Annotated in this window: 14 protein-coding genes; 13 read left to right on the forward strand and 1 reads right to left on the reverse strand. The window is 59.2% G+C overall.

The window, feature by feature from the left end; genetic code table 11:
- Positions 1–49 precede the first annotated feature (49 nt).
- The 3 genes from AC2FNN_RS02465 to AC2FNN_RS02475 all read left to right on the forward strand — a co-directional run bounded on the left by AC2FNN_RS02465 (position 50) and on the right by AC2FNN_RS02475 (position 2,673).
- Positions 50–1,282 carry an MFS transporter gene (locus AC2FNN_RS02465; protein ID WP_496756364.1) on the forward strand — a complete coding sequence of 411 codons (1,233 nt, stop codon included), beginning with the start codon at positions 50–52 and terminating at the stop codon, positions 1,280–1,282.
- 66 nt (positions 1,283–1,348) lie between these two features.
- The gene (locus tag AC2FNN_RS02470) at positions 1,349–2,227 is read left to right on the forward strand and encodes a 50S ribosomal protein L11 methyltransferase (protein ID WP_496756366.1); all 879 of its coding nucleotides are present in this window, start codon (positions 1,349–1,351) and stop codon (positions 2,225–2,227) included.
- A gap of 89 nt (positions 2,228–2,316) precedes the next feature.
- Complete coding sequence (locus AC2FNN_RS02475) at positions 2,317–2,673, forward strand: hypothetical protein (RefSeq protein ID WP_496756367.1); 357 nt, start codon at positions 2,317–2,319, stop codon at positions 2,671–2,673.
- Between the two features lie 102 nt (positions 2,674–2,775).
- Here AC2FNN_RS02475 and AC2FNN_RS02480 read toward each other — a convergent pair whose 3' ends face one another.
- Positions 2,776–2,991, reverse strand: coding sequence for a DUF1127 domain-containing protein (locus AC2FNN_RS02480; RefSeq protein ID WP_170344966.1), 216 nt, complete (start codon positions 2,989–2,991; stop codon positions 2,776–2,778).
- Positions 2,992–3,324: 333 nt separating this feature from the next.
- On the opposite strand from AC2FNN_RS02480, the gene ruvC reads away from it, so the two are divergent.
- From ruvC to pal, 10 genes are all read left to right on the forward strand, one after another.
- Positions 3,325–3,822 carry a crossover junction endodeoxyribonuclease RuvC gene (gene ruvC, locus AC2FNN_RS02485; RefSeq protein WP_171117483.1) on the forward strand — a complete coding sequence of 166 codons (498 nt, stop codon included), beginning with the start codon at positions 3,325–3,327 and terminating at the stop codon, positions 3,820–3,822.
- Complete coding sequence (gene ruvA / locus AC2FNN_RS02490; protein WP_496756369.1) at positions 3,819–4,496, forward strand: Holliday junction branch migration protein RuvA; 678 nt, start codon at positions 3,819–3,821, stop codon at positions 4,494–4,496. Before ruvC ends, ruvA begins: the two co-directional genes overlap by 4 nt.
- Before the next feature lie 4 nt (positions 4,497–4,500).
- Positions 4,501–5,520 carry a Holliday junction branch migration DNA helicase RuvB gene (gene ruvB / locus AC2FNN_RS02495; RefSeq protein ID WP_496756371.1) on the forward strand — a complete coding sequence of 340 codons (1,020 nt, stop codon included), beginning with the start codon at positions 4,501–4,503 and terminating at the stop codon, positions 5,518–5,520.
- A 63-nt stretch (positions 5,521–5,583) separates the two neighbouring features.
- Entirely contained in the window at positions 5,584–6,207 is a 624-nt protein-coding gene (locus tag AC2FNN_RS02500) for a hypothetical protein (protein ID WP_496756373.1), read from the forward strand.
- A complete protein-coding gene (gene ybgC / locus AC2FNN_RS02505; RefSeq protein WP_171205628.1) occupies positions 6,204–6,587 on the forward strand; it encodes a tol-pal system-associated acyl-CoA thioesterase in 384 nt (127 codons plus the stop codon). Before AC2FNN_RS02500 ends, ybgC begins: the two co-directional genes overlap by 4 nt.
- A 110-nt stretch (positions 6,588–6,697) precedes the next feature.
- Positions 6,698–7,393, forward strand: a complete 696-nt coding sequence (gene tolQ / locus AC2FNN_RS02510) for a protein TolQ (RefSeq protein WP_496756375.1) — start codon at positions 6,698–6,700, stop codon at positions 7,391–7,393.
- Between the two features lie 2 nt (positions 7,394–7,395).
- The gene (tolR, locus tag AC2FNN_RS02515; RefSeq protein WP_496756377.1) at positions 7,396–7,872 is read left to right on the forward strand and encodes a protein TolR; all 477 of its coding nucleotides are present in this window, start codon (positions 7,396–7,398) and stop codon (positions 7,870–7,872) included.
- A 9-nt stretch (positions 7,873–7,881) separates the two neighbouring features.
- Positions 7,882–8,985, forward strand: a complete 1,104-nt coding sequence (gene tolA / locus AC2FNN_RS02520) for a cell envelope integrity protein TolA (protein ID WP_496756379.1) — start codon at positions 7,882–7,884, stop codon at positions 8,983–8,985.
- Positions 8,982–10,301, forward strand: a complete 1,320-nt coding sequence (gene tolB / locus AC2FNN_RS02525; RefSeq protein WP_496756381.1) for a Tol-Pal system beta propeller repeat protein TolB — start codon at positions 8,982–8,984, stop codon at positions 10,299–10,301. The genes tolA and tolB overlap by 4 nt, the downstream gene beginning before the upstream one ends.
- 72 nt (positions 10,302–10,373) lie before the next feature.
- The gene (gene pal / locus AC2FNN_RS02530) at positions 10,374–10,874 is read left to right on the forward strand and encodes a peptidoglycan-associated lipoprotein Pal (protein ID WP_496756382.1); all 501 of its coding nucleotides are present in this window, start codon (positions 10,374–10,376) and stop codon (positions 10,872–10,874) included.
- The last annotated feature ends 45 nt before the right edge of the window (positions 10,875–10,919 follow it).

Consider the following 10,919-nt stretch of genomic DNA (forward strand, 5'->3'; position numbering starts at 1 on the left):
AGACCGCTTCCCTCTCGCCAAAGCAGTGAAATGGGCGTACAGGACTTTCATGCTGAAACCCATGCCCCTTACCGAGGCGCAGAGCCTGCCGTTCTGGCGCCGCCCCATCACGCTGTTGTTCATGATGGCGCTGACCATGCCCATTGCGTTCAACGCATGGAGCGCGCTGCTGAACAACTTCGTTATTGAGGTGGCGAACTTTGATGGCGCGGACATCGGTCTGCTGCATACGGTGCGCGAGATTCCGGGGTTTCTGGCGGTTGGCGTGATTGCCGTCATCATTTTCATTCGCGAGCAGGTGCTGGCGATGATCTCTCTGATGATGCTTGGTGTCGCAACGGCGGTGACCGCGTGGTTCCCCAGCCTGGGCGGGTTGCTGTTTGTGACCTTGTTCAGCTCGATCGGGTTCCATTACTACGAGACTGTAAACCAGTCGCTTCAATTGCAGTGGCTGCCCAAGGATCGTGCTCCGCAGGTGCTGGGATGGCTGGTTGCGATGGGGTCGGCGGCGACCATGGTGGTGTATGGGCTGATCGTTTTGACCTGGGATCGCTTCGATCTGTCCTACAACTTTGTATTCATGGCGTCGGGTGGAGTGACGGCTGCGCTGGCCCTGTTCTGTCTGTTCGCCTATCCGCAATTCGATGCGCCCACACCGCAGACCAAGAAGCTGATCCTGCGTCGCCGGTATTGGCTGTATTATGCATTGCAGTTCATGGCAGGCGCGCGGCGGCAGATATTTGTCGTTTTTGCCGGGTTCATGATGGTCGAGAAATTCGGCTTTGAAGTGCATGAGCTCACCAGCCTTTATCTGATCAACCTGATGATCAACATGATGGCCGCCCCATTGCTGGGAAAGGCAGTGGCAAAGTTCGGTGAGCGGCGCACGCTGATATTTGAATACACCGGTCTGGCCATCGTATTCGCAGCCTATGGAGGCATCTATTGGTTCGGCTGGGGTGTTCTGCTTGCGGCAACCCTATATGTGATCGACCACGTGCTGTTTGCGCTGGCTTTGGCGTTGAAAACCTATTTCCAGAAAATCGCCGACCCTGCTGATATCGCGCCGACCGCTGCGGTGGCCTTTACGATCAATCATATTGCGGCGGTGTTTTTGCCCGCTTTGCTTGGCCTGCTTTGGGTCGTGTCGCCGGGCGCTGTGTTTGGCCTGGCCGCGGCGATGGCGATCGTTTCGCTGTTGCTGTCCCTGTTGATCCCGCGTCATCCCGAGCCTGGCAACGAGACCATCCTGACCAAATACGCTCCGGCCCCTGCGGAATAGGCCTCGGCGCTTGACCTTGACGGCGCGGCGTCCTAGGCGCGGTGTCAATCGAGACAGGAGGCCCCAATGCCCACATTCACCGCACTGACGACGCTGACAGGTAAGAAGGCCGCCGAAGGTCTGGGCGAGGCGATGGAGCGTCTGGAGCCAGAGCCAACCGGCGTTGGTGTGTTCGAAGTCGAAGACGGATCCGGCCTGTGGGAGGTCGGCGGATATTTCACCGAAGCCCCTGACGAGACTGCGCTGGCGGTTCTGGCAGCGGCGTTCGACGCCAAACCGTTTGTTGTTTCAGAGCTGCCGGAAACCGACTGGGTTGCGCATGTGCGACGCGAGCTTGCGCCCGTCGAGGCGGGGCGTTTCTTTGTTTATGGAAGCCATGATGCCGACAAGCTACCCGAAGGCCGCATTCCATTGTTGATCGAGGCCGCAATGGCCTTTGGCACCGGCCACCATGGTACGACGTTGGGTTGCCTCAAGGCCTTTGACAGACTGCTGGACGAAGGCTTCACCGCGACGAAAGTGGCGGATATCGGATGCGGCACCGCCGTTCTGGCCATGGCCGCAGCCCGGGTTTGGGACGGCGACATCATTGCCAGCGACATTGATGAAGTGGCCGTTGACGTGGCCGAAGCCAACCTCAGGGCGAATGGTATGTCCGGTGCCGTACGGTGCGTGGAAGCCGCGGGTTTCGATCACCCTGATCTCAGGGCGCACGCGCCCTATGACCTGATCTTTGCCAATATTCTTAAAGGTCCTCTGGTCGCCCTCTCGCCGGAAATCGCGGCGAATCTGCGTCCCGGAGGCTATGCAATCCTGTCAGGGATCCTTAACGAACAGGCCGATGATGTGGTGTCAGTTTATTCTCAAAATGAGTTCAATCTCGCTCAAAGAGGTGAGATTGGTGAGTGGACGACCCTAATCTTAATGAAACAGGGCGCAAACTAGGCCATTTGCAGGAGTTTTGTGGAATTTTGCCACGTTTTTGTCGTAATCTCTATTTACCGTTTTCTGACTGAAGTCGAGGGGGGCGGTTTTTGGAGGCTGCCATGACGGGTAAACAACTGGAGTTCACTCAGCGCGTTAATCGCCTGAACAAAAAACATCAAAAGATGAGCCGTGGCTATCGCGCGACGATGCGCAAGGATGGCCTGGTCGTCATGAAGCCGCAGCGGGTAAGCTCGGCAGTGCCGGTCAGGGTGCTGTTACTTACGCTTCTGAGTGTTGTGGCGTTCAAGGCGTTTCTTTTGTCCAACCTTGGCCCGACCGGATACCAATATCGGATTGACAGTTTGAACGAAGGCACATCGGTCGAAAAAGCAGGTGCCTGGGTGATGCAGATCGACCCGGTGTCGCAAGCGATCGCTGTACAGCTCAACAAGATTTTATACTGAATCTTGATTTACGGACGAAAAACACCGCGTGCCCGGGGCGCGCGGTGTTTCTGTTTGCCCCTCAAGGGAGGAAGAAGGGGCGAATGCGAGTGGTGGTCGGTATTACCGGCGACCTTGGGCGATGGCGTCAATGTCGCCACGGCACAGGCCGATATCTTCCAGTTCACGATCGCTCAGACCGGTCAGCGCGTTGCGGGTAACGCGGGCGTCATTCCATTCGACAGCGGCGTTCACGGCCGATACGAAAAATGCGCCGATACGGCCAACGAGGCCGAACGAGCCAGTGGAGGCGAAGCGGGTGGTGTCCAGTGCAGCCATATCCTGTTTCCTTCTGGTTGGTGTTCACTTTGCTGTCTTGCGATCTGCCCGGCATCTAGTGCCGCCAAATCGCCTGCACAAGTTCAGTTTTTGCATGTGTCCTATGCGTTTCCTGCAATGCTGCAAAAGGCTGTAATCCCCTTAAATAATTGGTGAAAACGCGTTCACAAAAGTGTCGAATTCAGACTTTCCCAAGTCGCAAATGGCACGTTGAGTCGCCCTTGGGACAGGGGTGTCGTTTTCAGGCCTTGGGTCAATTCGCTTGGAAAATGTTCACGCTTCGTGCTAGGCGTTGAAAAAAGATCACAGAACCCGAGCAGGCCGAGGCAAAACATGCGAATTCTGGGCATTGATCCGGGGCTTAGGACCCTGGGGTGGGGCGTCATCGAATCAAATGGCAGCCGCCTGAGCCATGTGGCGAACGGTTTGTGCAAGTCGGATGGGGATGATCTGGGGGAGCGGCTGTTGTCTCTCCATAACCAGATTGTCGAAGTCATCGCCGATCACCAACCGGACCAGGCAGCCATCGAACAGACCTTTGTGAACAAGGATGGCGCCGGTACGCTCAAACTGGGTCAGGCGCGGGGGGTGGCGTTGCTGACGCTGGCACAGGCCGGATTGCCGGTGGGGGAATACGCGCCGAACCGGGTCAAGAAAACGGTCGTGGGTGTCGGGCATGCGGAAAAAGAGCAGGTGCTGCACATGGTCAAACTGCAATTGCCGGGATGTCAGCCAAAAGGGGCGGATGCCGCAGATGCTCTGGCGATTGCGATCTGCCACGCCTATTACGGCAAGACGCAACAGGCGCGTGTGAAAGAGGTACGGGCATGATCGGAAAACTCACCGGAAGGCTGGACTACCGCGCGGCGGATCACGTTCTGATCGATGTGGGGGGTGTGGGATACATCGTCTATTGTTCTGACCGGACCATGGCGGCACTGCCGGGTGTGGGCGAGGCGGTTTCGATCTATACGGACATGGTCGTGCGCGAGGACCTGATGCAGCTTTATGGCTTTCTTTCGCTGGTCGAGAAGGAATGGCACCGTCTTTTGTGCTCGGTTCAGGGGGTCGGAGCGAAAGTGTCTCTGGCGATCCTCAGCGCGCTGGGACCGGACGGTGTCAGCCGCGCAATCGCTCTGGGAGATTGGGCGGCGGTCAAGGCGGCGAAAGGTGTGGGCCCGAAAACGGCGCAGCGGATCGTTCTGGACCTCAAGGACAAGGCTCCGGGCGTAATGGCCATGGGTGGCACCGTGACCGATGCGATGGATGGCCCTTCGATCGAGGTTGTAGAGCCTGCCGAGGCAACACCTGTTCCGAAGCGAACGCCAAAACCGGCCTCCGGGGCTGCCGCGGCATCCGCGGGTGCGTTGTCTGCCTTGTCCAATCTGGGTTATGGACCGTCGGATGCAGCAGCCGCGGTTGCCGAGGCGGCCGCCAACAACCCGGATGCAGACGAAGCGGGTTTGATCCGTGCTGCCTTGCAATTGCTGGCTCCGAAAGGGTGAATGAATGGTAGACGCTGATCCCACCGTGCGCCCGGACCCATTGCCCGAGGACAACGACCGCGCATTGCGCCCGCAGGGCTTGGATGAGTTCATCGGTCAGGCCGAGGCACGCGCCAATCTGCGCATCTTCATCCAATCCGCCCGCCAGCGGGGTGAGGCGATGGATCACACGTTGTTCCATGGCCCTCCGGGGTTGGGCAAGACGACGCTGGCGCAGATCATGGCACGTGAACTGGGGGTGAATTTTCGCATGACGTCCGGGCCGGTTCTGGCGAAAGCGGGTGATCTGGCCGCGATCCTGACCAATCTCGAAGCACGTGATGTCTTGTTCATCGACGAAATCCACCGCCTGAACCCGGCGGTGGAAGAGGTGCTTTATCCCGCGATGGAAGATTTCGAGCTGGATCTGGTGATCGGCGAGGGGCCCGCTGCGCGAACGGTTCGGATCGAGTTGCAACCCTTCACGCTTGTCGGGGCCACGACGCGCATGGGTTTGCTGACAACACCTTTGCGCGACCGGTTTGGTATTCCGACCCGGCTGCAGTTCTACACCGTGGACGAACTGCATGAGATCGTCACCCGAAACGCGCGGAAACTCGGCGCTCCGGCGGATGATGAGGGCGCACGCGAGATTGCGCGCAGGTCGCGCGGGACACCACGCATCGCCGGACGTCTGCTGCGCCGGGTGGTGGATTTCGCCATTGTCGAAGGAGATGGGCGGATCACGCGCGGTCTTGCGGATGGCGCATTGACGCGACTGGGTGTAGACAATCTGGGGCTGGATGGCGCCGACCGGCGTTATCTGAAACTGATCGCCGAAAACTATGCCGGCGGGCCGGTCGGGATTGAGACCTTGTCGGCGGCGCTATCGGAAAGCAGGGACTCGCTGGAAGAAGTGATCGAGCCCTTTCTGTTGCAACAGGGGTTGATCCAGCGAACACCGCGTGGGCGGATGTTGGCGCAAAAGGCCTGGACGCATCTGGGCATGGCTGCACCCAAACGGCAGAGCGATCTGTTTGGTTGAAGCTTGCGCTTGGAAAATTTATGCCTTCGGCGAGAGTATTTTCGAAAAGATGAAGGCCTGACCGTGACACCGGAAGAGATTGAGGCGCTGTTCACGCGCGAAGGCGGTGAGTTTCTGTTTGCCCGTTGGGGGCGACCCATCGTGCCGATTGTGTTTGGTGTTGAAGATGAAACGCTGTCCACTGTGAAGGGTGCCTTGGAGGCGGTTGTCACCTTGGCCGGTCACAAAATGGCCGAAACCGACCCCGAGCTTGGCGCCAACTGCATGGTCTTCTTCTTCCGGGATTGGCAAGAGTTGCTGGACGTGCCGGATCTTGATCGTCTGATTCCCGATCTGGCACCGTTGGTCGGGCGCTTGGTTGAAGCGGATGCAAACCAGTACCGCATTTTCCGGTTCGAAGAAGATAGCGCGATCCGTGCGGCTTTTGTTTTTCTTCGCATGGACAAGCAGTTGTCCAAGATACCGGCGGAAACGCTGGCGCTGAGCCAGGTGGTGCAGACCATCCTGCTTTGGTCCGATACTGCGTTTCGGACGCAATCTCCGCTGGCCGTGGCGGGCGAAACGACGATCCTGCGCCCCGATATTGCTGCGTTGATTCGGGCTGCATACGATCCGGTTTTGCCAAGTTCGGCGCAGGATGCGTCTCATGCGCTCAGGTTGTTTGCCCGGTTGGAGCCACCGCAATGAAACATACCTATCCGGTTCGCGTCTATTATGAAGACACCGACATGGGCGGTGTCGTCTATCACGCGAACTATCTGCGGTATATCGAACGTGCGCGTTCGGATTGGGTGCGCAATCTGGGCAATGACCAGAACGCGATGCGGGAAGAGGGCATTGTTTGGGTCGTGCGGCGGGTCGAGGCCGATTACCTTTCGCCCGCCAGGTTCGATGACGAACTGATCGTCGAAACCGAAGTCACCGAAATCTCGGGTGTGCGGCTGACCATGGCGCAGCTGGTCCGGCGCGGCGAGACCGAGATTTTTCGCGCCTCGGTCACTGCCGTGTGTATCAACAAGGACGGCAGGCCGATCCGGCTTCCGGCAGAGATTCGCGCATTGATGTAACAATTTGCGGGTCAGGGGTGGTTCTATTGGCATTTCAACCCCAACTGCGTTAGCGTTTGGCAAAACAAGGCCAAATAAACGGCCGTCAGGCAAAAACAAAGAGCAGGTTCATGGAAGCTGAAACGCTGGCGCTGGCGCAGGAGATCGATTTCTCCATGTGGGGGCTGTATGCCCGCGCGACCTTTATTGTCAAATTGGTGATGTTGATGCTGATCGGTGCATCCATCTGGTCCTGGGGTATCATCATCCAGAAGCTGATCAATTACCGCGCGGCCCGTCGCGAGGCGCAGGTTTTTGATGAAAGCTTCTGGTCGGGCAACCCGTTGGATGAGTTGTTCGAGCAGGTCGGAACCCAGCCGGATGGCAGCTCGGAAAAGATCTTTGCGTCAGGCATGATCGAATGGCGCAGGTCGCACCGAAATGATGGTGGGCTGATCGCCGGGGCCACCGCGCGGATTGATCGCTCGATGGATGTGGCCATCGCAAAAGAGGCAGAGACCTTGCAGAAAGGGCTGCCCATATTGGCGACAGTGGGCTCGACCGCACCGTTTATAGGCCTGTTCGGTACCGTCTGGGGTATCATGAACGCCTTCATCGAGATTGCCGAACAGCAAAATACCAATCTGGCGGTCGTGGCCCCAGGTATTGCCGAGGCGCTTATGGCGACGGGGCTGGGTCTGTTGGCCGCGATTCCGGCCGTCATTTTCTATAACAAGCTCAGCGCGGATAGTGATCGGATCGTTGGCGGCTACGAAGCCTTTGCCGACGAGTTCGCCACCATTCTGTCGCGCCAGTTGGACAGCTGACCATGGGTGCGGCGGTTCAGCAATCCTCGGGCAGTAATGGGCGCAGACGCGGTCGGCGTCGCGGTCGCGCGCAACCCATGGCCGAGATCAACGTGACGCCGTTTGTGGATGTCATGCTGGTTTTGCTGATCATCTTCATGGTGGCCGCGCCATTGCTGACTGTCGGTGTTCCAGTAGATCTGCCCAAGACCGCCGCCAGTGCTTTGCCCGGTGACAATGAAGAACCTTTGACCGTGACCCTGACGGCTGATGGACGTGTGCAGATCCAGACAACAGATGTGTTACGCGAAGAGCTGATCGGCAAGCTGCGCGCGATTGCGGCAGAGCGGAGCAGTGACCGGGTTTTCCTGCGCGCCGATGGTGCAATTCCCTACGCACAGGTCATGCAGGTCATGGGTGCGCTGAACGCGGGCGGGTTTTCCAACGTTGGGCTTGTGACCGATACGGGCGGGCCGACGCTGGACGAAGGTGGAGAGTGAGGGCGCACGGTGGATACCGGCACCAAGATTTCTGCGATTGCGCATGTCAGCCTGATCGGAGTGGCGCTTTTCGGCGGCACCTTCCGGTCCGAGCCGTTGCCGATGGCCGTACAGGATGTGTCCGTGATCACCGCTGAACAATTCGCGGCCATGACGGCCCAGCGGGATGCGCCCGATATCCCAGAGGTGCCGGCGGCATTGCAACAACCGCCCGAGCCGGAGGCTGAGACCAAGCCACCGGAACCTGTTGTCGAGGAACAGCCGCGCCCGGAACCTGTCGCACCGGCTGAGCCAGAACCGGAGCCTGCCCCAGTTATCGTCGAAGCACCGCCGGAGCCGGATGTACCGGATGAGCTGCCTGTATTGGCAGAACCCGAGGTCGAAACTGTCGCACAGCCGGTGCCTCCGGGGCCCGAGGCGCAGCCGCGCCCATCGGATCGTGTCGCCCCTGAGGCCATAGCGCCACCGCCGCCCGAGGCAAAACCGGATGACTTCGAAACGCCGCCGGTGTCTCTGGACGAGGGCGCCGAGGTTCAGCAGGAACAACAGGATCAGACCGCGCCGGAAGAAGCGGCCCCCGAGATCGTGACCGAGGCAGAGGAAACCAAAGAGCAGTCTCCGCTTACGTCACCGAGACCGCGGGTGCGTCCGAACCGTCCAAGCCCGCCGACCGAACCTGTTGTGGCGGAGACGCCTGAAGCAGCGCCTGAACCTGACGCACAGGCCGACGAGGCCGCGATCAATGACGCTCTGGCCGAAGCCTTGGGCAGTGGAACCGAGCCATCCGGCCCACCGCTGACCAGCGGTGAGAAGGACGCGATGCGATTGGCCGTGTCCAAATGCTGGAATGTCGGCTCTTTGTCTACGGATGCGCTGAGCACCGTGGTCGTTGTAGCTTTTTCGCTGAACCGTGATGGTACGGTCGTGGATGGCAGCATTCGGATGCTGGACAGTTCTGGCGGGTCTGCGGGCGCGGCCAATCAGGCCTATCAGGCCGCCCGGCGCGCGATTTTACGCTGCGGCGCCAGAGGATATGACTTGCCTGCTGACAAATACGCTCATTGGCAGGATGTTGAGATTACATTCAATCCCGAGAGGATGCGGATCAAATGATGAAACTTCTGACCAGCCTCTTTGTCGGCCTGACGCTGATGTCTACGCCGGTTCTTGCACAGAACGGTCCCCTGCGGCTGGAGTTGGACCAGGGCATTATCGAACCCTTGCCCTTTGCGGTACCGAACTTTGTCCCCGATAGCCCGTCTGCGGCGCAATATGCACAGGACATCTCGCGCGTGGTGGCGGCTGATCTGACAGGAACCGGGTTGTTCCGCGAGATCTCTTCGGATGCCTTCATCAGCCGGGTCAGCAGCTTTGAGGCTCCGGTTCAGTTTCCCGATTGGAAAGCGATCAATGCCGATGCGCTGATCACGGGGGCAGTCAATGTTTCGGGCAAGAACCTTACGGTTCGGTTCCGGGTCTGGGATGTGTTTTCGGGTCAGGAGCTGGGCAATGGGTTGCAATTGGCAGGCACCACCGAGGGCTGGCGGCGCATGGCGCATAAAGTGGCCGATCAGGTGTACAGCCGGATTACAGGCGAGGGCGGTTATTTTGACAGCCGCGTTGCCTTTGTTTCGGAAAGCGGGCCGAAGGACCAGCGCCTGAAGCGTTTGGCGATCATGGATTACGATGGTGCGAATGTGCAGTACATGACCGACAGCGCCGCAATCGTTCTGGCGCCGCGCTTTTCACCTACTGGCGATCGGTTGCTTTACACCAGCTATGAAAGCGGCAGCCCGCGCATCTATGTTCTGGATGTGGGCCGCGTGAAACGGCAGGAGCTGAAGACGCAGGACGGAACCATGAGCTTTTCGCCCCGCTTTTCGCCGGATGGCCGGTCGATCGTGTATTCATTGATTCAGGGCGGAAACACGGACCTGTGGAAAATGGATCTAGCGTCGGGGCAAAGCACGCGTCTGACCAACACGCCAGCAATTGAAACCGCCCCCAGCTATTCGCCGGATGGCAGCCGGATCGTGTTTGAAAGCGACCGTTCGGGTACACCGCAGCTTTACGTGATGCCCGCGAATGGCGGCGAGGCCACGCGGATCAGCTTTGGCTCGGGTCGTTATGGCACGCCGGTATGGTCGCCGCGCGGCGATCTGATTGCCTTTACCAAGCAAAATCAGGGCCGTTTCCACATTGGCGTGATGCGCACGGACGGATCAGAGGAACGCTTGTTGACCGCTTCGTTTCTGGATGAAGGCCCAACCTGGTCGCCCAATGGCCGCGTTATCATGTTCACCCGTGAAACGCAGGGGGCCAGCGGCCGGGCCTCGCTGTATTCGGTGGACATCTCGGGCCGCAACCTGCGCCCGGTGCGTACACCGGATGGCGGCAGTGATCCGTCATGGGGCCCACTACAGAATTGATCGCAGCAAAGTTCACAACGAATCGTCCCTGTGGTAGACAGGCGGCAACAATCAAAACACGAGGCACTTGAAATGAATGTATTGAGCAAAGTCCTGGCGTTGGGCGCGCTGAGTGTGATCGCCGCCTGTACGAACAATGACCCATCCGCATTGGGCGGTGCCGGTGGCACAGGCGCGATCGTACCGGGCTCGCCCAGTGACCCGCGTTCGCCTGCGTATTTCCAGCAGACCGTCGGGGATCGTGTTCTGTTCGCCGTGGACCAGTCGACCCTGTCACCACAGGCGCAGACCGTGCTGCAAGGGCAAGCGGACTGGCTTCTGGCCAATCCGGATTTCGTTGCCACGATCGAAGGTCACGCGGACGAGCAGGGTACCCGCGAATACAACCTTGCGCTGGGTGCACGTCGCGCAAATGCCGCTCGGGAGTATCTGATTTCGCGCGGTGTTGCTGGCAACCGCCTGAACACCGTCAGCTACGGCAAGGAGCGCCCGATCGAGATTTGCAGCGTTGAGGAATGCTATTCCAAGAACCGCCGCGCAGTGACGGTGCTGACCGGGTCAACTCTGGGGTAAGATGATGCGCATTGCAGGATGGGTATTGGCGGCAGTCATGGTGAC

The organism is Ruegeria sp. BHSA118 (assembly GCF_059613405.1).

Excerpts from the sequence above, each read along its gene's own strand:
- AC2FNN_RS02465 (WP_496756364.1), top strand. The coding sequence starts at position 50 with ATGCTGAAACCCATGCCCCTTACCGAGGCGCAGAGCCTGCCGTTCTGG.
- pal (WP_496756382.1), top strand. The coding sequence starts at position 10,374 with ATGAATGTATTGAGCAAAGTCCTGGCGTTGGGCGCGCTGAGTGTGATC.
- tolR (WP_496756377.1), top strand. The coding sequence starts at position 7,396 with ATGGGTGCGGCGGTTCAGCAATCCTCGGGCAGTAATGGGCGCAGACGC.
- ybgC (WP_171205628.1), top strand. The coding sequence starts at position 6,204 with ATGAAACATACCTATCCGGTTCGCGTCTATTATGAAGACACCGACATG.
- ruvC (WP_171117483.1), top strand. The coding sequence starts at position 3,325 with ATGCGAATTCTGGGCATTGATCCGGGGCTTAGGACCCTGGGGTGGGGC.
- AC2FNN_RS02480 (WP_170344966.1), bottom strand. The coding sequence starts at position 2,991 with ATGGCTGCACTGGACACCACCCGCTTCGCCTCCACTGGCTCGTTCGGC.
- ruvA (WP_496756369.1), top strand. The coding sequence starts at position 3,819 with ATGATCGGAAAACTCACCGGAAGGCTGGACTACCGCGCGGCGGATCAC.
- ruvB (WP_496756371.1), top strand. The coding sequence starts at position 4,501 with ATGGTAGACGCTGATCCCACCGTGCGCCCGGACCCATTGCCCGAGGAC.
- tolB (WP_496756381.1), top strand. The coding sequence starts at position 8,982 with ATGATGAAACTTCTGACCAGCCTCTTTGTCGGCCTGACGCTGATGTCT.
- AC2FNN_RS02470 (WP_496756366.1), top strand. The coding sequence starts at position 1,349 with ATGCCCACATTCACCGCACTGACGACGCTGACAGGTAAGAAGGCCGCC.
- tolQ (WP_496756375.1), top strand. The coding sequence starts at position 6,698 with ATGGAAGCTGAAACGCTGGCGCTGGCGCAGGAGATCGATTTCTCCATG.